The organism is Amorphus suaedae (assembly GCF_053629675.1).
Map to the genome: position 1 here is coordinate 372,668 of NZ_JBRJIT010000001.1, position 19,503 is coordinate 392,170.

The 19,503-nt window shown below is 69.6% G+C and carries 18 protein-coding genes; 12 read left to right on the forward strand and 6 right to left on the reverse strand.

The window, feature by feature from the left end; all coding sequences use genetic code 11:
* Window positions 1-118: 118 nt before the first annotated feature.
* The 5 genes from ppdK to acuI all read left to right on the forward strand — a co-directional run bounded on the left by ppdK (window position 119) and on the right by acuI (window position 7,691).
* The gene (ppdK, locus tag AB7M35_RS01700; RefSeq protein WP_453956720.1) at window positions 119-2,791 is read left to right on the forward strand and encodes a pyruvate, phosphate dikinase; all 2,673 of its coding nucleotides are present in this window, start codon (window positions 119-121) and stop codon (window positions 2,789-2,791) included.
* Window positions 2,792-2,839: 48 nt separating this feature from the next.
* Window positions 2,840-3,784, forward strand: coding sequence for an ArgK/MeaB family GTPase (locus tag AB7M35_RS01705; protein WP_453956722.1), 945 nt, complete (start codon window positions 2,840-2,842; stop codon window positions 3,782-3,784).
* Between the two features lie 166 nt (window positions 3,785-3,950).
* Window positions 3,951-5,126 (forward strand): cell wall hydrolase, encoded by a 1,176-nt coding sequence (locus AB7M35_RS01710; RefSeq protein ID WP_453956724.1) that lies wholly within the window; start codon window positions 3,951-3,953, stop codon window positions 5,124-5,126.
* A gap of 215 nt (window positions 5,127-5,341) precedes the next feature.
* Window positions 5,342-6,565: an MFS transporter gene (locus AB7M35_RS01715; protein WP_453956726.1), complete on the forward strand. Its 1,224-nt coding sequence runs from the start codon at window positions 5,342-5,344 to the stop codon at window positions 6,563-6,565.
* A gap of 130 nt (window positions 6,566-6,695) precedes the next feature.
* Window positions 6,696-7,691, forward strand: coding sequence for an acrylyl-CoA reductase (NADPH) (acuI, locus tag AB7M35_RS01720; protein ID WP_453956728.1), 996 nt, complete (start codon window positions 6,696-6,698; stop codon window positions 7,689-7,691).
* Between the two features lie 10 nt (window positions 7,692-7,701).
* On the opposite strand, the gene AB7M35_RS01725 is transcribed toward acuI, so the two are convergent.
* Window positions 7,702-8,199, reverse strand: coding sequence for a PaaI family thioesterase (locus AB7M35_RS01725; protein WP_453956730.1), 498 nt, complete (start codon window positions 8,197-8,199; stop codon window positions 7,702-7,704).
* A 109-nt stretch (window positions 8,200-8,308) separates the two neighbouring features.
* On the opposite strand from AB7M35_RS01725, the gene AB7M35_RS01730 reads away from it, so the two are divergent.
* Complete coding sequence (locus tag AB7M35_RS01730; protein ID WP_453956731.1) at window positions 8,309-8,812, forward strand: MarR family winged helix-turn-helix transcriptional regulator; 504 nt, start codon at window positions 8,309-8,311, stop codon at window positions 8,810-8,812.
* Here AB7M35_RS01730 and AB7M35_RS01735 read toward each other — a convergent pair.
* The 3 genes from AB7M35_RS01735 to ygfZ all read right to left on the reverse strand — a co-directional run bounded on the left by AB7M35_RS01735 (window position 8,776) and on the right by ygfZ (window position 10,983).
* Window positions 8,776-9,282 carry a tyrosine phosphatase family protein gene (locus AB7M35_RS01735; RefSeq protein WP_453956732.1) on the reverse strand — a complete coding sequence of 169 codons (507 nt, stop codon included), beginning with the start codon at window positions 9,280-9,282 and terminating at the stop codon, window positions 8,776-8,778. The two genes, AB7M35_RS01730 and AB7M35_RS01735, sit on opposite strands and share 37 nt — an antisense overlap.
* Window positions 9,283-9,447: 165 nt before the next feature.
* A complete protein-coding gene (locus AB7M35_RS01740; protein WP_453956734.1) occupies window positions 9,448-10,077 on the reverse strand; it encodes an HD domain-containing protein in 630 nt (209 codons plus the stop codon).
* 15 nt (window positions 10,078-10,092) lie between these two features.
* On the reverse strand, window positions 10,093-10,983 hold the full coding sequence (gene ygfZ / locus AB7M35_RS01745) for a CAF17-like 4Fe-4S cluster assembly/insertion protein YgfZ (RefSeq protein WP_453956736.1): 891 nt from the start codon (window positions 10,981-10,983) through the stop codon (window positions 10,093-10,095).
* A gap of 263 nt (window positions 10,984-11,246) precedes the next feature.
* Between ygfZ and AB7M35_RS01750 the strand changes: the two genes are divergently transcribed.
* The 4 genes from AB7M35_RS01750 (at window position 11,247) to AB7M35_RS01765 (ending at window position 16,251) form a co-directional block, all read left to right on the forward strand.
* Complete coding sequence (locus AB7M35_RS01750; RefSeq protein ID WP_453956737.1) at window positions 11,247-12,587, forward strand: dihydroorotase; 1,341 nt, start codon at window positions 11,247-11,249, stop codon at window positions 12,585-12,587.
* On the forward strand, window positions 12,584-13,504 hold the full coding sequence (locus AB7M35_RS01755; RefSeq protein ID WP_453956738.1) for a DMT family transporter: 921 nt from the start codon (window positions 12,584-12,586) through the stop codon (window positions 13,502-13,504). Before AB7M35_RS01750 ends, AB7M35_RS01755 begins: the two co-directional genes overlap by 4 nt.
* A gap of 164 nt (window positions 13,505-13,668) precedes the next feature.
* A complete protein-coding gene (locus tag AB7M35_RS01760) occupies window positions 13,669-15,483 on the forward strand; it encodes a DEAD/DEAH box helicase (RefSeq protein ID WP_453956740.1) in 1,815 nt (604 codons plus the stop codon).
* Window positions 15,484-15,867: 384 nt separating this feature from the next.
* Window positions 15,868-16,251: a hypothetical protein gene (locus AB7M35_RS01765; RefSeq protein ID WP_453956741.1), complete on the forward strand. Its 384-nt coding sequence runs from the start codon at window positions 15,868-15,870 to the stop codon at window positions 16,249-16,251.
* Window positions 16,252-16,470: 219 nt separating this feature from the next.
* Here AB7M35_RS01765 and AB7M35_RS01770 read toward each other — a convergent pair whose 3' ends face one another.
* Complete coding sequence (locus AB7M35_RS01770; RefSeq protein WP_453956743.1) at window positions 16,471-17,412, reverse strand: AraC family transcriptional regulator; 942 nt, start codon at window positions 17,410-17,412, stop codon at window positions 16,471-16,473.
* Between the two features lie 69 nt (window positions 17,413-17,481).
* On the opposite strand from AB7M35_RS01770, the gene AB7M35_RS01775 reads away from it, so the two are divergent.
* Window positions 17,482-17,880, forward strand: a complete 399-nt coding sequence (locus tag AB7M35_RS01775; RefSeq protein WP_453956745.1) for a hypothetical protein — start codon at window positions 17,482-17,484, stop codon at window positions 17,878-17,880.
* A gap of 89 nt (window positions 17,881-17,969) precedes the next feature.
* On the forward strand, window positions 17,970-18,374 hold the full coding sequence (locus tag AB7M35_RS01780) for a hypothetical protein (RefSeq protein ID WP_453956746.1): 405 nt from the start codon (window positions 17,970-17,972) through the stop codon (window positions 18,372-18,374).
* Between the two features lie 414 nt (window positions 18,375-18,788).
* Here the strand turns inward: AB7M35_RS01780 and AB7M35_RS01785 are convergent, their stop codons facing one another.
* The gene (locus AB7M35_RS01785; RefSeq protein ID WP_453956747.1) at window positions 18,789-19,496 is read right to left on the reverse strand and encodes a hypothetical protein; all 708 of its coding nucleotides are present in this window, start codon (window positions 19,494-19,496) and stop codon (window positions 18,789-18,791) included.
* Between the last annotated feature and the right edge of the window lie 7 nt (window positions 19,497-19,503).

Sequence of the window (19,503 nt, forward strand, 5' to 3'; positions counted from 1 at the left end):
GGCTCCATGCTTTCGCTCTCTAGCGAATTTGGTGTGGCCATGCCGCACTGCCATGCGAAGCCGCTCTCAATCCTCCGCTTCGCACACGACGATCAAACGGTCGTAAGAAGGACGAATGATGAACAAGTGGGTCTACACGTTCGGGGACGGCACCGCAGAAGGCCAGGCCGGCATGCGCGATCTCCTCGGCGGCAAGGGCGCCAACCTGGCCGAGATGTCCAACATCGGCGTTCCCGTTCCGCCAGGCTTCACGATCACCACCGAGGTCTGCACCCACTTCACCAAGACCAACGGCACCTACCCGGACGAACTCGCCGCCCAGGTCGAGGCCGCGCTGGAGAAGGTCGGTCAGGCCACCGGCCGCGTGTTCGGCGACATGGCCAAGCCGCTGCTCGTGTCGGTGCGCTCCGGCGCGCGCGTCTCGATGCCGGGCATGATGGACACCGTCCTCAACCTCGGCCTCAACGACGAAACCGTCGGCGCGCTCGCCGAGGACGCGGGCGACGCCCGCTTCGCCTACGATTCGTACCGCCGCTTCATCCAGATGTACGGCGACGTGGTGATGGGGCTCGAGCACCACGACTTCGAGGGCATCCTTGAGGGCTTCAAGGACGACAAGAACGTCGAGCTCGACACCGACCTCTCCGCCGAGGACTGGCAGGTGGTCATCGAGCGCTACAAGGCGCTGGTGAAGGAGAAGCTCGGCAAGCCGTTCCCGCAGGACCCGCGCGACCAGCTGTGGGGCGCGATCGGCGCCGTGTTCGGTTCGTGGATGAACGCCCGCGCGATCACCTATCGCCGCCTGCAGCAGATCCCCGAGAGCTGGGGCACCGCCGTCAACATCCAGGCGATGGTGTTCGGCAACATGGGCGACACCTCCGCCACCGGCGTCGCCTTCACCCGCAACCCGTCGACCGGCGAAAAGAAGCTCTACGGCGAGTTCCTGGTCAACGCCCAGGGCGAGGACGTCGTCGCCGGCATCCGCACCCCCCAGGCGATCACCGAGGAGGCGCGCCTGGAGTCCAGCGCGCCGGAGAAGCCGTCGCTGGAGACCGCGCTTCCGGAGGCCTTCGCTGAGTTCCGCGACATCTGTCAGCGCCTCGAACAGCACTACCGCGAGATGCAGGACGTCGAGTTCACCATCGAGCGCGGCAAGCTGTGGATGCTGCAGACGCGCGGCGGCAAGCGGACGGCCAAGGCCGCCCTGAAGATCGCCGTCGACATGGTCGAGGAAGGGCTGATCAAGCCGGACGAGGCGGTGATGCGCGTCGATCCCGCCTCGCTCGACCAGCTCCTGCACCCGACCATCGATCCGAAGGCCGAGCGCAACGTCTTCGCCACCGGCCTGCCGGCCTCGCCCGGCGCCGCCTGCGGCGAGGTCGTGTTCTCCTCCGACGAGGCCGAACGCCTCGCCGGGCAGGGCAAGGCGGTCATCCTGGTTCGGATCGAGACCAGCCCCGAGGACATCCACGGCATGCATGCCTCCCAGGGCATCCTCACCACCCGCGGCGGCATGACCAGCCACGCGGCGGTGGTGGCCCGCGGCATGGGCAAGCCGTGCGTCTCCGGCGCCGGCTCCATCCGCGTCGACTACCAGGCCGGCACCTTCACGGCGGCGGGCCAGACCCTCAAGGCCGGCGACGTGATCACCATCGACGGCGGCAACGGCCAGGTGCTGGTCGGCTCGGTTCCGATGCTGAAGCCCGAGCTCTCCGGCGACTTCGCGCAGATCATGGTGTGGGCCGACAAGGCGCGCCGCATGAAGGTGCGCACCAACGCCGAAACGCCGGCCGACGCCCGCGCGGCCCGCGAGTTCGCCGCCGAAGGCATCGGTCTCTGCCGCACCGAGCACATGTTCTTCGATGCCGACCGCATCACCGCCGTGCGCGAGATGATCGTGGCCGACACCGAGGAGGGGCGCCGCGCCGCGCTCGCCAAGATCCTGCCGATGCAGCGCAGCGACTTCATCGAGCTGTTCGAGATCATGGCCGGCCTGCCGGTCACGATCCGGCTGCTCGACCCGCCGCTGCACGAGTTCCTGCCGAAGACCGAGGAGGAAATCGGCGAGGTCGCGCAGGCGATCGGCGTGTCGCCGACGAAGCTGCGCCGCCGGCTGGAACTGCTCGCCGAGTTCAACCCGATGCTCGGCCATCGCGGCTGCCGTCTCGCCGTCTCCTATCCGGAGATCGCGGAAATGCAGGCGCGCGCCATCTTCGAGGCGGCCGTGGAAGCCGCCAAGCGCACCGGCGCGCCGGTGCGTCCGGAGATCATGGTGCCGCTGGTCGGCCTGAAGGCCGAGCTCGACATCGTGAAGGCGCGGATCGATGCGGTCGCCAAGACCGTGGCGGAGGAAACCGGCGCCGAGCTGACCTACGACGTCGGCACCATGGTGGAACTGCCGCGGGCCTGCCTGACGGCCGATAAGATCGCCGAAACGGCGCACTTCTTCTCGTTCGGCACCAACGACCTGACCCAGACCACGTTCGGCATCTCGCGTGACGACGCGGCCTCCTTCCTGCCCACCTACCAGCAGCAGAACATCTTCGAGGTCGATCCCTTCGTCTCCATCGACGTGGAGGGCGTCGGCGCGCTGATGAAGATCGGCGTCGAGCGCGGCCGCCAGACGCGTCCGGACATCAAGCTCGGCATCTGCGGCGAGCATGGCGGCGACCCGGCCTCCATCCGGTTCTGCGAGACGGTCGGGCTCGACTACGTCTCCTGTTCGCCGTTCCGCGTGCCGATCGCGCGGCTCGCGGCGGCCCAGGCGGCGCTGGCGGCCAAGAAGGGGTGACGGAATGGCGTCGTCGCTCCCTCCGGGCGTGACCGCCGGGGCAGGGTGATGGCGCCCGCGCCGACGCTCGAGGCAATCCGGACCGGCGGCAAGCCGGCGGTGGCCCGGGCGCTCGCCGCCATCGAGACGAAAGACGGCACGGTCCGCCATGCCGCCTTTCTCGACGCCGCGCGGGCCGATCCGCGCGGCCGGGTCCTCGGCCTCACCGGTCCGCCGGGCGTCGGCAAGTCGACCCTCACCAACGTCCTGATCTCAGAGGCGCGCGGCCGCGGCGAAAGCGTCGCGGTGATCGCCGTCGATCCGTCCTCGCGGCGGACCCAAGGCGCGCTGCTGGGCGACCGCACGCGCCTGCGCACCGATCCCGAGGACGCGGGGATCTTCATCCGCTCCTTCGCCGCCCGCGACCGGCTGGGCGGCCTCTCCGACGCGGCGATCGCCGCGACCGTCGTCATGCGCGCGGTCTACGACCTCACCATCGTCGAGACGGTCGGCATCGGCCAGTCGGAGGCCGACATCGCGCTCGTCGCCGACAGCGTGCTCCTCTGCGTGCAGCCCGGCTCCGGCGATTCGCTCCAGTTCATGAAGGCCGGGGTGATGGAGTTGCCCGACGTCATCGCGGTGACCAAGTCGGACCTCGGCGTCGCCGCCCGCCGGGCGCGGGCCGACGTGGAAGGCGCGCTGTCGCTGGCCGCCGAAACCGACGGCTGGCGCCCCCGGGTGCTGATGATCTCCTCGGCCGACCGGTCGGGCTTCGACGATCTCGCCGCCGCGCTTCAGGAGCACCGGGCCTGGCTCGGCGAGGGCGGGCGGCTGGTGCTGCGCCGGGACGCCCAGGAGCAGGCCTGGGTGCGCGACGTGTTGCGCGATCGCTTCGGCCGGGAGGGTCTGATGGCGTGGCGGGCAAATGCCGGGGCGGACGCTGCGGACACGCCGTTCGCGCAGATCGCCGCCGCCAGCCTGATGCTGTCGGCACGGCTCTCCGGTCGGGGCTGATCGGGGAATTGGCCGTTTCCGGGCGCGGCTCCCGGACGGTCCATCAAAAATTACGGTTCCGCTTAACCAGATGGCAACCCTGACACCACACCATGTGTGTGTCATTCGCGGGTCGGCAGGTGCCGTTTCCCGTGACTATCCGGCCGTATCTGCGGGAGAATCCGTTTTGCGTTTCCCAGCGAAGAAGCGGCGCCGTCGGGCGTCGGTCCGGCCTGCGCTCCGCCGTTTCGGTCTTGCCGCAGGTCTCGTCGTCGCCCTCGGCGGGCAGGTCGGACAGGCCGACATCCTCGCCTACATGCTCGCCCAGCAGGACGCGCCGCGCTATCTGGCGCGCGTCGTCGCGGCGCCCTACGGCTCCCAGATCGAACCGACCTTCGTCTATGCGCGGCCGTTCGCGCGCGGCGAGGAGCGGCCCGGTGGCGGAACGCAGGTGGCGGTCGCCGGCATCGACGGCTTCGAGACGCTGGCGCTCGCCGACGGGGGCGGGGCCGTGGCGGCCGGCGACCTGCCGGTGCGCAGCCGCGCCGACACCAAGGGCAATCTCCTCACCACCATGACCGCCTCCGTCGACCTGCGGGCCCTTGGCTCCGGCGCGGTCGCGACCGCCGTCAACCTGATCACCCCCGGCACCGTCCAGGATTTCCCGCGCGTCGCCTTCGTGCGGCCGATGCCGTTCGACCAGGCGCCGGGCGCCACCAGCCTGCTCGCCTCGGGCACCGGCAAGGCCGATCAGGCAATCCAGGACGCCCGCATTCTCGCCGCCGCGACCGCCGCGACCAGCGCCTCGCTGGCGTCGGCCTATGCCCCGGAAGGCGGCGGCGACCTCAACGCCCCGTTCGAGGCGCTGCTCGGCGGCAGCGCCGGCACCGCCCGGCAGACCGGTCCGCTCGACCACTGGTGGTCCGACCGGCCGCTGCCCAAGGACATGACCGACGCCCGCCAGGTGAAGTGCCTTGCGGAGGCCGTCTATTTCGAAGCGCGCAGCGAACTGCGCGAGGGCCAGATGGCCGTCGCGCAGGTGGTGGTCAACCGGGTGAAGAACCCGGCCTATCCGGACACCGTCTGCGGCGTCGTCTACCAGAACAAGGGCTGGCTCAACCGCTGCCAGTTCTCCTTCGCCTGCGACCGGATCCGCGATGTCGTCACCGATCAGGCCTCGTGGACCCAGGCCATGGAAATCGCCGAGGGCTACTCCAGCGGCAAGATGTGGCTGCCGGACATCGGTGCCTCCACCCACTACCACGCGACCTACGTGCGGCCGGCCTGGGCGCCGACCATGAAGCGGGTTGAGCGGATCGGTCAGCACGTCTTCTACCTGACCTACGGCGGCGACTGGACCTGAGGTCCCGCCTTCGGGAAGCGACGGGCGGGGCCGATGCCGGGCGCCGACCCATGCACGTTTCCGATGAAACCCATGACAAAGTTTCGTGACTCGGTTCCCCCGATCGGGCGTATAGATAGGTGTCATAGCGCCTAATAAGAGCGCCGGGCGCTGTCCCGCTCGGATCGGACGATCCGGACGGGCGCGTGTCGGGGCAGAAGCCGGGGGAACCGCCAGTGAGTACCGCGTCGTCGACCGCACCGAAGCTGGCCGTCCCGCTTCCCCTGATCATCGTGAGCGGCTGCCTGATCGCCGCCCTGTCGCTCGGCGAACGCTCGGGCTTCGGCCTGTTCCTCGGACCGATGACCGAGGCGCGCGGCTGGACGCGCGAGACGTTCGCGCTGTCGGTGGCGCTGCAGCAGCTCGTCTGGGGCATCGCGCAGCCGATCATGGGCGGCATCGCCGACCGATACGGCACCGGCCGGGTGCTGGTGGTGGGCGGCATATTCTACGCGGCCGGCCTCTACGTCGCCAGCATCGCGGCGTCGCCGCTGATGCTGCAGCTCGGCATGGGCCTCCTCATCGGCGTCGGTCTCGCCGCCGGCTCGTTCACCATCGTGCTCGCCGCCTTCGGCCGCTCCGTGTCGCCGGCGAAGCGCTCGATCGCCTTCGGCCTCGGCACCGCCGCCGGCTCGTTCGGCCAGTTCTTCTTCGGGCCGCTCAGCCAGGCGCTGATCGACGGCGTCGGCTGGCAGCAGGCACTGGTCGTGCTCGCCGTCATCGTGCTCGGCATGATCCCGCTCGCCTACGCCATGCGCGGCCGCGCGCCGGTCGATCTCAGCGCCCCGCCGCAGACCTTCCGCGAGGCGCTCGGCGAGGCGTTCGGCTACCGCAGCTACGTGTTCCTGGTGTTCGGCTTCTTCGTCTGCGGCTTCCACGTCACCTTCATCGCCGTCCACCTGCCGGCCTACCTGACCGACCTCGGCATGAGCCCGATGCTCGGCGGCTGGGCGCTGGCGCTGATCGGCCTGTTCAACATCGTCGGCTCGCTCGGCGCCGGCGCCATCGGCGCGCGCTATTCCAAGGCCTACGCGCTGTCGATCCTCTACGTCGCCCGCGCGGCCGTCATCCTGGCGTTCATCTCGTTCCCGGTGTCGCCCGTGAGCGTGCTGCTGTTCGCCGCCGGAATGGGGCTGCTCTGGCTGTCGACGGTGCCGCTCACCTCCGGCCTCGTGGCAGTGATGTTCGGCTCGCGCTACATGGCGACGCTGTTCGGCTTCGTGTTCTTCTCCCACCAGGTGGGCTCGTTCCTCGGCGTCTGGCTCGGCGGCGTGGTCTACGACCGCACCGGCTCCTACGACATCATCTGGTGGATCTCGATCGCGCTCGGCCTGTTCGCCGGCCTCGTCCACCTGCCGATCCGCGACGCCCCGGCGCCCCGGCTCCAGCCGGCCGCCTAGCGCGTCTCTCCTCCACGGAGCGACGGCTGCCCCGAAGGCAACCGCGTCGCCCGTCGGGCGGCGCCCCTTGCGTCGTCGTGCCGGGCCGCTAAACCGGGGGAGAGCGAAACGCCCCCTGGAGGAGACGCGCATGGAACGCTTCAAGGCGATCTGGATCACCAAGGACGCCGACGCCAAGCGGCAGAACCCGCCGGAGATCCGCGAGATCGGCGTCGACGACCTCATGGAGGGCGACGTCACCGTCCGCGTCGAGCAGACCACCGTCAACTACAAGGACGGCCTCGCCGTCACCGGCAAGAGCCCGGTGGTGCGGCGCTTCCCGATGATCCCCGGCATCGACTTCACCGGCACGGTGGCGGCCTCCGACAGCGCCGACTTCGAACTCGGCGACAAGGTGCTGCTCAACGGCTTCGGCGTCGGCGAGACCCACATGGGCGGCTACGCAGGCATGGCCCGCGTGCGCTCCGAGTGGCTGATCCACCGCCCGGCCGATCTCACCGGCCACGAGGCGATGGCGATCGGCACCGCCGGCTACACCGCCATGCTGTGCGTCATCGCGCTGGAGCGCCACGGGATCGTGCCGGAGCGCGGCCCGGTACTGGTCACCGGCGCCGCCGGCGGCGTCGGCTCGGTCGCCGTCTCGCTGCTCGCGCGCCTCGGCTACGACGTGGTTGCCGCCACCGGCCGCCGCGAGGAGGAGGGCTACCTCAAGGACCTCGGCGCCGTCGAGGTGATCGACCGCGCCGAGCTGCAGGGTCCGGGCAAGCCGATCGCCAAGGAGCGCTGGGCCGGCGCGGTCGACACCGTCGGCTCCGAGACGCTCGCCAACGCCCTGTCGATGATCCGCTACGGCGGCGCGGTGGCCGCCTGCGGGCTTGCCGGCGGCATGGATCTGCCGGCCTCGGTGGCGCCGTTCATCCTGCGCGGCGTGTCGCTGCTCGGCATCGATTCCGTGATGGCCCCGAAGCGCCTCCGCATCGAGGCCTACGAGCGGCTGGTGCGCGACCTCGACCGCGACCGGCTGACCCGCCTGTCGTCGACCATCGGCTTCGAGGAGATCATCCCCAACGCCGAGGAGATCCTCGCCGGGCGGGTGCGCGGCCGGCTGATCGTCGAGGTCGGCTGAGCCGTCCGCGTCACCCAATCGGCACGATCAGGCAGGTCGTGCTGCCGTGGGCGTGGATGCGGCCGGAGGCGTCGACGAGGCGGGCCTCCGACGTGGCGGTGCGCTGGCCGCGATGCACGACGGTGCCCTCGGCGGTCAGCGGCCCGGACGTGTCGAAGATCGGCCGGACCATGTTCACCTTGATCTCCAGCGTCGTGTAGGCCTCGCCGGCGGCAAGCGTCGTGTGCACGGCGCAGGCGAGCGCGGAATCCAGGAGCGTCGCCGCCCAGCCGCCATGGATGGTGCCGAGGGGATTGTAGAAGTCGGCCCGCGGCGTCCCCTCGAACCGGGCCCGGCCCTCGGCCACCTCGACCAGCCGGAAGTCCAGGTGCGCGGCCATCGGTGGCGCCGGAAACCGTCCGTCGACGATGCGCTGGAGCTGCTCCAGCCCGGTCAGCGCCGGCAGTTCGGCCAGGGGAAGGACGCCGACCCCGCCTGTGGCGAACGGCGCAGGATACCTGGATGTCATCGCGTTAGCCGGACATTAGTTGTTACGGCACCTATATTGACGGAGTGGCGGGCGCGCGCAATGGCGTCGTGCGCCGCCCCGATCGACCGCCTCAGAGGAGTTCGCAGCGTTGAGCGAGGGCAATCGACAACTGGCGTGCACGGCGTTCCGCCTGCGCAAGGCCGCGCGGCGTGCGACCCAGGCCTACGAGACGGCGCTCGACGCGAGCGGCGTCTCCATCGTGCAGTTCTCCGTGCTGGCCGAGCTCAGCCGCTCCTCGGCCCGCACCCTGTCGACGCTGGCCGATCTGCTGGCCACCGACCGCACCACGCTGTCGCGCACCATCGACCGGATGCAGGCGCTCGGCTGGGTGTCCGACTGCGATTCCGCCGACCGGCGCGAGCGCCGCCTGGTGCTGACCGAGGCGGGCGAGACCGCCTACCAGCGCGCCATCCCGGCCTGGCAGCGGGTGGAGTGCGCCATCGGCCGGACGCTCGGCACCGAGCGCCGCAACCAGCTCTGGGAGCTGCTGCAGGAGCTGGAGACGGGCCTTGCCGAGGCCGCCGAACGCCCGTGCGAGGCGAAGCCGGCCGCCGCTCAGCCGATGGCGATCAGGAAGGGCTCGCCGGCGTAGGCGTCGGCGCCCCGGCCGATGGCCTTGGCGGCGGCGCTCATGCGGCCGTCGCGCCCCAGCCGTTCGTCGGCCAGCGCCACCAGCAGCGCGTTCGGCGTCGCGCTTGGCGAGGCCTTGCGGATCTCCCAGGCGATCTCCTGCTCGTCGCGCTCCGGCTGCAGCGCGCAGGCCGCGATGAAGCCCGCCGCCGTCGACCGGCTGATGCCGGCGAAGCAGTGCACCACCAGCGGCGTCGTGCGGTCCCAGCTCTCCAGGAAGGTGATGTACTGGTCGATGTGGTGCGCCGCCGGCGGCGTCATGCCGTCCATCGCCTGGGTGATGTCGTTGAAGCCGAGGAACAGGTGGTTCTCCTCCGGCACGCTGTCCGGACGCACCACCGCGGTGCCGTCGTTGATCAGCGTCACGACGTGCCGGGCACCGGTCCGCTCGACGGTTTCATGCAGGCGCGCCAGCGAGGTGACGTAGATCATCGGTCGATCGGTCCTTGGTTCGGGCGGCGGGCTGGCCTCCCTCCGGCGACCCGGCCGCCCGTCGGGGAACCGGCCCGCGGGGAGCGATTGCCGTTCGGGTCGGGTCGACCTTTCCGGCAGGGCTCCGGTGGAAAACAGCTACACGCCGATTGGGAAATCAATATGTCACCCGGTCCGCGCCGGGCGTGCCCGCTCGTACATCAGGAAGCGGTCGCGGAAGCGTGCCTGCGCCTCGCCCGTCGGCCAGGGCACCAGGAACGCCTCGATCTCGCGCGTCGGCTTCAGCTTGCCGAGCGGCCCGAAATAGCGCCGCGCCTCGGTTTCCTCGAACCCGGCCAGCCGCGTCGCCTCGTAGCGCGCCGCGACCCGGTCCGCCTGCTTGGTGAGGTCGGCCACCGCCGCGCTCGGCACCGGCGGCAGCGCGTAGCGCAGCCGGATGGCGGCGAGCAGCCGGTGCTCCACCTCCTTGTAGTTGCCGCCCAGCACCGCCTTGAACGGCGAGATCAGGTCGCCCACCACGTATTCCGGCGCGTCGTGCAGCAGCACCGACATGCACGCCTCGGCGCCGATGCGGGGATCGAGCTTGCCGGCGAGATGCTCCACCAGCAGCGAGTGCTGGGCGACGGAGTAGGGGTGGTCGCCCACCGTCTGGCCGTTCCACCGGGCGACGCGGGCCAGCCCGTGGGCGATGTCCTCGATCTCGATGTCGAGCGGCGAGGGATCGAGCAGGTCGAGCCGCCGGCCGGACAGCATCCGCTGCCAGGCCCGGGGCGGGGCGCCGGGCACGTCAACCATGTCGGGCGGTCCGCCTCACGCCGAGCTGGGCTCGGCTTCCGGCCAGCCGAACCTGGCCCAGTCGGGCAGCGACAGGGTGATCGGGTGGCCATCGGCGGAAATCACCTGGCCGGCATCCATGGCGGCCTTGGCCCGGTCGAGCCGCACCAGCGCCAGGCCGGTCTGGCCGGCGGTGGACCCGAGCGTGCCGATGGGCCGGTCGCCGGCGATGATCTGCGCGCCGGGCGGCGGCAGCGTCTCGACGCCCTGCACCTTGACGATGCGGCGCCGCGCCGTGCCGCGGTGGTGCATCCGCGAGACGACCTCCTGGCCGACGTAGCAGCCCTTGGTGAAGTCGACGCCGGAAAGCTGGTCCATGTCGGCGTCGTGGGGGAAGGTGTCGCCGAGCACGAAGTCGCGCCCCGATTCCGGGATGCCGAGCGCGATGCGGTGGGCGTGATAGGCGCCCGCGTTGGTGCGGGTGAAGCCGGACACGTGGGCGCCGGCCATGGTGGTGGCGCGCGGCACCAGCGCCCGCCAGCCCAGCGCCGCGAGCCGCGGATCGCGCACCACCGCGCCGGGCAGCATCGGGGCGCTTTCGACCCCCCACAGCACGTAGACGCGGAAGTCCGCCGTCGCGTCGCTCAGCTCCACCTTGGAGCGCAGCTTGTAGACCTGCAGGCGCTTCAGGAAGTCGGGGGCCGAGGCGCGCGGCAGGTCGATCAGGAAGCCGTCGTGGTGGGCCATGATGAACCCGTCGACCAGCACCTTGCCCTGCGGGGTCAGCAGCGCGCCGTAGCGCGCGTGCCCGTCGGCGAGCGTTTCCAGATCGCTGGTCAGAAGGTTGTGGAGAAACTGGCGCGCGTCAGGTCCCGCGACGCGGATGATCGCCCGATCGTCGAGCTCCGAGATGTATTGACCCGACATCGGATGCTCCCTCGTGACCGTCGCGCCAGACGGCGGTCGACTTACACCACCGCCCGGCAAGGCGGCGCAAACTCGGTTGCGGCACGTTCGACCAGATCTCTTCGCGGCGAGCGGCCGGTTTCCCGAAGGGCGTAAGTTGGGCCGCCATCCGGGAATGGCAAGCAAACGCCGCCGTGAGCGAATCGATGCGTCGGGACGTGAACCTTCCCCCCATCATGCTATAAGCCCGGCGGAATCGGAACCGGAGCAAGGCAGGCATCCCCATGAGCGGATCATTCGACACCGTCTTCAGCGGCGGAATCGTGGTGACCCCCAGCGGACGCGAGGAAGCCGACATCGGCGTCATCGACGGCCGCATCGCCGCCATCGGCGCGCTGTCGGGCGCGGTCGCGGCGGAAACCATCGACTGCCGGGGCCTCCACATCCTGCCGGGCGTCATCGACAGCCAGGTCCATTTCCGCGAGCCCGGCCTGGAGCACAAGGAAGACCTGGAATCCGGCGCTCGCGCGGCCGTGCTCGGCGGCGTCACCGGCGTCTTCGAGATGCCCAACACCGCGCCGAACACCACCACCGCCGAAACGCTCGCCGACAAGGTCCGTCGCGGCACGGGCCGCATGTCGTGCGACTTCGCGTTCTGGGTGGGCGCGACGGCGGAGAACATCGATGCGCTGCCGGCGCTCGAGCGGCTGCCCGGGTCGGCCGGCATCAAGATCTTCATGGGTTCCTCGACCGGCACGCTGCTGGTCGAGGACGATGCGACGCTGGACAAGGTGATGCGCGCGATCTCGCGCCGCTGTGCCGTCCACGCCGAGGACGAGCCGCGCCTGCGCGACCGGAAGGGCCTGCGCGTCGAGGGCGATCCCACCTCGCACCCGGTGTGGCGCGATCCGGAGGCGGCCCTGATGGCCACCCGTCGCCTCGTCGGCGCGGCGCGCAAGGCGGGCCGGCGCGTGCACGTCCTCCACATCTCCACCGCGGAGGAGATGGACTTCCTGGTCGACCACAAGGACGTGGCGACGCTCGAGGTGACCCCGAACCACCTGACGCTCGCCGTCGACGAGGACAGCGCCCGGCTCGGCTCGCTCATGCAGATGAACCCGCCGGTGCGCGACGCCTCCCACCGCGAGCGGATCTGGGCCGCCATCCGCGACGGCCTGGTGGACGTGCTCGGCTCCGACCACGCCCCCCACACGCTGGAGGAGAAGGCCGCGTCCTACCCGGCCTCGCCGTCGGGCATGCCGGGCGTGCAGACGCTGGTGCCGGTCATGCTCGATCACGTCGCCAATGGCCGGCTGACGCTGGAGCGGTTCGTGGACCTCACCAGCGCCGGGCCCCAGCGCATCTTCGGCATTTCCCGCAAGGGCCGCATCGCGCTCGGCTACGACGCCGACTTCACCGTCGTCGACCTGAAGCGGCGCGAGACCATCACCAACGAGTGGATCGCCACCAAGGCGGGCTGGACGCCCTATGACGGCCGCACCGTCACCGGCTGGCCGGTCGGCACCATCGTGCGCGGCATCCGGGTGATGTGGCAGGGCGAACTGGTGAGCCCGGGGCAGGGGGCGCCGATCGGCTTCGTGGAAGCCCTGCAGCCGGCAGGATGACGGCAGCCGGGCGGCGGTCCCCGGCCGCCGACAACACGGCGGTCGCGATCGCGACGATCCTGTTCACCGTCGCGGCGCTGTCGTTCGGCGATGCGGTCATCAAGCGGGTCAGCACGGATTTCCTGCTCTGGCAGATCTTCGTGCTGCGCTCGCTGCTGGCGATCCCGCTGCTGGTCCTGATCGCGCTCCGCCGCGGCCGCGCCGGCCTCAAGGCGCTCAGGCTGCGCAGCCCCGCCTGGTCGGTGGTCCGCAGCCTGCTGCTGGTGGCCATGTGGGTGCTCTACTACGCCGCCCTGCCGCACCTGAAGCTGTCGATCGCCGCTTCCGCGTACTACACACTGCCGATCTTCATCTGCCTGTTCTCGGCGCTGCTGCTCGGCGAACGGGTCGGCCGCCTCGGCTGGGCGGCCATCGCGCTCGGCTTCGTCGGCGTCGTGCTGATCCTCGACCCGAGCGCCGGCGACTTCAACGCCTGGGTGCTGCTGCCGCTCGTCTCGGCGATCCTCTACGCGCTGGCGATGATCCTCACGCGGACGAAGTGCCGCTACGAGCATCCGCTCGCGCTGTCGGTGACCCTCAACGTCACCTTCGTGCTCGTCGGCGTCGCGGGCACCCTGTGGGGATATCTGGGCGGGGAGGGCGACGGCTACCTCGCCGGCGCCTGGACGCCCATGGGCGGCATGGAGTGGGGCGCCATGGCGATCCTGACGGCGGCGATCATCATCGGCAGCGTCGGCGCGGCGATCGCCTACCAGCTCGGCCGCCCGTCGGTCATCGCCTCCTACGACTTCGCCTATGTCGGCTTCGCAGCCGTCTGGGGCGCCATCTTCTTCGGCGAACTGCCGGATGCCCAGGCCGCCGTCGGCATCGCCCTCATCGTCTGCGCCGGCCTGCTGGCGGTCCGCCGTCGGGTATAGCCGCAAAAAGGATCGCTCACCGTATCGCCTCCCGGCTCCGCCCGCCGGTGCGTTTCGCCGGGTGTCGTCGTCGGCCCGGCATCCCAGGAGCGGGCACTCCGGCGAACTATCGCTGCCCACAGCGCGCACATGATGGTATCTGGCGGTTCGCAAAGGTAGTGATCATGACGCCGAATCCCGATTCCAACGCCGCATCCCCGCTCGCCGCCATCCATCCGGCGCTCGCCTCCGCCCTCGCGGCGAAAGGCTACAGCGAGCTGACGCCGGTTCAGCTGGCGATGACGACCGGAGGTCACGGCGAGGCCGATCTGCTCGTCTCGGCGCAGACGGGCTCGGGAAAGACGGTCGCCTTCGGCATCGCGATCGCGTCGACGCTGCTTGGCGGCGCCGCGCGTTTCGACGATGCCGCCGCGCCGCTCGGTCTGGTCATCGCGCCGACGCGCGAGCTTGCCATTCAGGTCCAGCGGGAACTCGACTGGCTCTACGCGGAAGCCGGGGTCCGGATCGCGACCTGCGTGGGCGGCATGGACATGCGCACCGAACGCCGCGCGCTCGAGCGGGGCGCCCATCTCGTCGTCGGCACCCCCGGACGCCTGCGCGATCACATCACGCGGGGCGCGCTGGACCTCGGCGCCGTGCGCGCGGTGGTTCTCGACGAGGCCGACGAGATGCTGGACCTCGGCTTTCGCGACGACCTGGAATTCATCCTCGGCGCCGCGCCTGAGGAGCGCCGGACGCTGCTGTTCTCCGCGACCGTGCGGCGCGGCATCGCCGAGCTCGCCAGGACCGTCCAGAAGAACGCGGTGCGCATCGAGACGACCGCGTCCACCGACCAGCATGCCGACATCGAATACCAGCTGATGCTGGTCAGGCGCGACGAGCGCGAACACGCCATCATCAACACGCTGCTCGATACCGACAGCTCGGGCGCCCTGGTGTTCTGCCACACGCGCGAAGCGGTGCGCCATCTGACCGCGCGGCTGGCCAATCGCGGCTTCGCGGTGGTGTCGCTGTCGGGCGAGATGGCCCAGTCGGAGCGGTCGAATGCGCTGCAGTCCATGCGCGACGGACGATCGCGCGTCTGCGTGGCGACCGATGTCGCGGCGCGCGGCATCGACCTCCCGAACCTCGACCTCGTGGTCCACGCCGACGTGCCGACCAACCCGGAGACGCTGCTGCACCGGTCTGGCCGGACCGGCCGCGCCGGCCGAAAGGGCGTCTGCGTGCTCATCGTTCCGGAAAACCGGCGGGGCGCGGTTCGCAAGGTGCTTGCGCTGGCGAAGCTGACGGCGACCGTCCGCGCCGCGCCCGGCATCGCCGAGATCGAGGCGCGCTACCGCCGGCAGATCACCGATGCCGCCGCCTCTGCCGCCGAGCCCGACGAGGCCGAGGCGGAATTCGTCGCCGAACTCCTCGACCGGGTGGGGCCGCGGCGTATCGCGGCGGCGTTCCTGCGCCAGCAGCTGGCCGCCCACCCCGTGCCCGAGGACCTGCTGCCGCTTCCCACTGAAGCGCTCGTGGATAGGTCGTCCGGTCGCGACAACCGGTTCGCCGACAACCCCGCGTCGGCTCGCGAGCCGCGCGGGCCCGACATGCAGAACGGCGTCTGGTTCACCATCTCGCTCGGGCGCAAGCACCGCGCCGATCCGAAATTCCTGCTGCCGATGATCTGCAACGCCGGCGGCGTGACGAAACGCGACGTCGGCGCGATCCGGATCGACGACACCGAAACCCGGTTCGAGATCTCCGCCGACAAGGCCGCCGCTTTCGCGGAAAAGCTCAGGCAGCCCGGCGGCCTCGAGCGCGGCATCCTGATCGCGCCGGCGGGCGAGGCGGGCGCAAGGCCGAAGACCGCGAAACCGAAATTCAGGCCGGCCGGCAAGCCCAGCCACAAGCCAGGCCACAAGCACCAGGCCCCGCCCGCCGATCGCGGCAAACCGCCGAAACACAAGCCCCGCAAACCGAAACGCCCGGCCTGATCGGGGCGACCCGCGCAGTGGGCCGCCTGAGTGGCTGGGCCATGCCGTATGAATGCGTCTGACTGCACGCATGGGAGACCGGGTCGCAGGCCAAGGCAGGCATCGGTCTCGGGCACGGAGAGCAGCTTGAACCACCCGCAAATCTGTCCAGGGATCGGACAGTAGCTCACCTGCACCTGCTGGCCGCTCGAGGTCATCGCCGCCGATCCGCAGGAGCGGGCAGCCCTTCTCGCCCTCGCCGGCGTCGCCGGGCCACTGGGCAACATCGACGTTTAAGCGGATAGTGCGGGTACGCGCGGGCCCCGTGCGGCGTGCTTTGTGACGGCGCCTTCGAAGCTCACGTCCAAGGCGGCAAATCCCCCGCTCAAATCCAAGGTCCATGACATGAAGACAGTAGCCATCGCGACGATCGGCCTCTTCATCGCCGCCCCCGTGCTCGCCGCCGATCCGGTTTCGCTCATCGGCACCTGGAAGGGCGAAGAGGTCGGCGTCGGCGCCCAGGACGGGTGGGACCGGCACGACTTCATCCTGGAGGTCGGCGAGCAGCGCGAGACCGCGTTCACGGGCAAGAAGTCCTATGGCACCGCCGGCGCCTACGAAACCGACGACATATACGGCAGCATGACCCCGGACGGGCGCGTGGTCGTGGTTGTCGACGTCGACGGCGTCTTCACCGGCTCGCTCGTCGGCTCCGACGTGCTCGACCTCTGCTACACCGAGATGGGCGAGGACGCCTCGGCCAAGTGCGCCCGTCTGACCCGGCAGTAGCATTCCAGGCGGGCGCTTTCAGCAAGCGTAGGGCGGAATGGCGGGGCGTAATCCGCCCCAAACTGCAGACGGCGCGGGAATACCGCTCGAACCTTTGTTCGTCTCCGCGCGGAGCACGATGCACACGCCGACGCGACGCCCCAGGGCGTGGACTGATAACCGGTCGCTGAAGGTTGCTGCGATGCCGACGGCCGCGACGAAGTTGAAGCCGCGCTTCTCCTATGCCTCGCCGTCATGGCGAGCCATAGGTCTGAGGCGCTCGAGCAGATAGCGGCTTGGCGGCTTGCCGACCATCTTTCGAAACATGGTCACGAAGCTGCTGGCGCTTTCATAGCCGAGATCCATCGCGACGGCCTGGACCGTCTGGCCGGCGCTCAGGTACCGCAAGGCGAGCACGACATGCAACTGCCGGCGCCAGCGGCCGAAACTCATGCCCAGCTCTTCGGCCAGCAGACGGCTCAGGCTGCGCTCGCTGAGCGCGATTCGGGAGGCCCACTCCGCGACGGTCGCATGATCCGCGGGCGCCGCGATCAGCAGGTCCGTGAGCTTCTTCAGACGCGGATCGCCGGGGATCGGGAGGCGGAGGTCCTCGACCGGTGCCACAGCCAGCTCGTCGAAGATGACGGACACGATGCGGCCGTCCGGACCGTCGACGTCATAAAGCTCCGGTATCGCGTTGGCCCGCATCAGCAAGTGACGGAGAAAGCCCGACACGGTGACCGTACAGCAGCCGCTCGGCAGGTCCGGCGTTTCAGGAGGGTCGATAAAGAGGGAGATGCACTCCACCTCGCCCGAGCCAAAAACGGTATGGGGCAGCCCGCCGGGAATCCACACGGCGCATTTCGGCGGCACGATCCAGACGGCATCTTCCACTTCGCAGTTGATGATGCCACGGACCGTGAAAAGCAGCTGTGCCTTCCGATGCTGGTGCCGCGGCGATAGCTCCAGGGTCTCCAGACTGGCCACGGCGTTAGCCGCCACGAGCGCGCGCGGAATCTCATCGACGTGGGAAAGCCAATCGCTGCGGACGTCCAGATACATCAAAGGCCTCGGCATTTCCCATTTCGGCCGGATTGAAACATATGATGGCAGGATTGCGCAATGACGCCATTCGCCGTCTGACTTAGTGCTTTCAGGCAGAAGGGACACGCGGCCGATCATGATCGCTCTCCTCTTCGAGAGGGGCGGCGTCGACTGCCCCATCGAGCTCATTCGGATAGGAGTGGTGACGTGATCGACAAGAACCCAACCAAGCTCGCACTCGCATGGCTCGTCCCGGCGGTCGGCGCCACACTCTTCGTCACGATCCAGTGCTTCTCCTATCTGAACGGCTACGTCGCGAGCGGCGGGACCATGCAGGCCATGACGCTCGACGCCGGCGCGTTGTGGGGCGTTTCTCTTTTCTACGGTGCCTGGGTCGTCCCGCCGTTACTTGCGCTCGCCGCAACGCGCGCGACCGACTGGGCCATGCTCGTCCTCGGCGGTCTTCTCGTCCTGATGAGCACTCTCGCCGGCGGAGCGGATGGCGTGCGCGACGGGGGCCATCTCGTTGGCCTGGAATTGTTGGCCGTCACGCTCCCGGGCGCGGTCGCGCTGATCATGTCGTGGCGGCATATCCGCGCGAACTGACCGCATCCAATCCCGGCTAGAGCAATTCCCGGCCAAGTGGACACCCGTTCATCGTCCGGAATTCCGCAAAGACTCCGAGGAGACGGACCATGCCTTTGGACAACACGAACTTCCCCTTCGTCTGGATGAGCTATGACGAAGCGCCCGATCACGACCACGACGAGGATTTCGCGGCATTGGAGGCGAGCTTTAAGCGTGGCACGCCGTTCGTGATTCTGACCGACAGCGCTCCGACGGAAGACCACGAGCACAGCCACGAAGAAAAGAAGCGCACCGCGCTGTGGATGAAGAAGCACAAGGCCGAACTGCGGGCACTCGTGCTGGCGATGATCGTGATTGAGGCGAGCGCCACCAAGCGTCTGGCATTCAAGTCTTTTGGCGTGGCCTTTGCCAAATTCTGGGGCTATCCGCTGAAGCTCGCCGCGTCTCGCGAGGAGGCCATGGAGATCGCGGGGAACCTGCTGTCGGAGCGCGCTTGGTCTCCCAAAACCTGACAAGCGGCGTTCCCTGATCGCTGAGATGCTGGCGGCGCCTCATGCCGGGCACAGCGAGGATAGCTATTACAGGGTGCTTTGCAGCCAGATCGTTGTTCCGGATGCCAGAGCGGTCGGGCGTTCGCGTTCCAGACCGATGTGCCCGCTTCGGAGTGTCAATTGGTGGCCAAAAGCGACTGCTTTCGCGCGAAGGGAGCGTTCGCTATCCGGACAAAGCCAGTATCCGCTCTTGGCGCAGAGGTGCCGAAGTGCGTGCCTCGCTAATGTCCGCTGTCGGGCTGCGGTCGTTGCAAGATCAACGACCGACATGGGCGCATTGCTGCCATTCCCGGCGTATCCTCCCACCACCGCTATCCACCCGGTAGCGCCATTCCCCAATGATCAGCCCACGCCCCAACGGTCCGCCCCCGCCCCCTACGGGCTCGGCATGAAGTAGTGGAGGGTGCCGTCGGGGCCGATGCCGACGCGGTAGAAGATGTACTTGCCGTAGCGGCGCATCTCCTCGACGTCGACGGCGGTGAGGATGCGGTAGAGCTCCACCTCCTGGGCCGGCGACAGGCCGTCCAGCGGCCACTGGTCGAAATAGGGCCAGATGTACATCTCCTGGGCGCCGCCTGCGTCGACGTGCACCCAGCCGGCCTCCAGGATCTCCAGCAGCAGCGCCAGGATCTCGCGCCCCTCCGGGTCGCCCGACTGGCCGCGCAGGAAGGTGATCGGATCGCCGCCGAAGTCGCCGCCGAGGCTCGGCGGCATCTCGTTCTGCTCCAAGACCGGCCGCAGTTCCTCGATGTCGCCGGACCTGGCGGCGGCCATCAGCGCGTCGCGCATCCGCGCCACGGCCGGCGGCAGGTCGGCCGATCCGTAGTGGACGTCCGGGCCCGGCTCGGGCGGCGGGGCGGTCGCGTCGGGGGTCTCGGGAAACGGTTCGGAATCGCCGTTCTGGTCCGGACCTTGCTTGAACGGGGCGAAGGGTTCGAGCGAGGGGAGCGGCTTTCCCGGCTCCTCCGGCTCGAGCATGGGGGCGGCGACGGGACGCACTGCGTCCGGCGCCTGGCTGGGGGATGCTGTGGCATCCGCAAGCGGCAATGCGGAGGCCGCCGCGATGGAAAGTGTGAGGACCATGATCGCT

Coding starts and splice junctions, on each gene's coding strand:
- ppdK (WP_453956720.1), top strand. CDS start 119: ATGAACAAGTGGGTCTACACGTTCGGGGACGGCACCGCAGAAGGCCAG.
- AB7M35_RS01705 (WP_453956722.1), top strand. CDS start 2,840: ATGGCGCCCGCGCCGACGCTCGAGGCAATCCGGACCGGCGGCAAGCCG.
- acuI (WP_453956728.1), top strand. CDS start 6,696: ATGGAACGCTTCAAGGCGATCTGGATCACCAAGGACGCCGACGCCAAG.
- AB7M35_RS01725 (WP_453956730.1), bottom strand. CDS start 8,199: ATGACATCCAGGTATCCTGCGCCGTTCGCCACAGGCGGGGTCGGCGTC.
- AB7M35_RS01735 (WP_453956732.1), bottom strand. CDS start 9,282: ATGATCTACGTCACCTCGCTGGCGCGCCTGCATGAAACCGTCGAGCGG.
- AB7M35_RS01740 (WP_453956734.1), bottom strand. CDS start 10,077: ATGGTTGACGTGCCCGGCGCCCCGCCCCGGGCCTGGCAGCGGATGCTG.
- ygfZ (WP_453956736.1), bottom strand. CDS start 10,983: ATGTCGGGTCAATACATCTCGGAGCTCGACGATCGGGCGATCATCCGC.
- AB7M35_RS01750 (WP_453956737.1), top strand. CDS start 11,247: ATGAGCGGATCATTCGACACCGTCTTCAGCGGCGGAATCGTGGTGACC.
- AB7M35_RS01755 (WP_453956738.1), top strand. CDS start 12,584: ATGACGGCAGCCGGGCGGCGGTCCCCGGCCGCCGACAACACGGCGGTC.
- AB7M35_RS01760 (WP_453956740.1), top strand. CDS start 13,669: ATGACGCCGAATCCCGATTCCAACGCCGCATCCCCGCTCGCCGCCATC.
- AB7M35_RS01765 (WP_453956741.1), top strand. CDS start 15,868: ATGAAGACAGTAGCCATCGCGACGATCGGCCTCTTCATCGCCGCCCCC.
- AB7M35_RS01770 (WP_453956743.1), bottom strand. CDS start 17,412: ATGATCGGCCGCGTGTCCCTTCTGCCTGAAAGCACTAAGTCAGACGGC.
- AB7M35_RS01780 (WP_453956746.1), top strand. CDS start 17,970: ATGCCTTTGGACAACACGAACTTCCCCTTCGTCTGGATGAGCTATGAC.
- AB7M35_RS01785 (WP_453956747.1), bottom strand. CDS start 19,496: ATGGTCCTCACACTTTCCATCGCGGCGGCCTCCGCATTGCCGCTTGCG.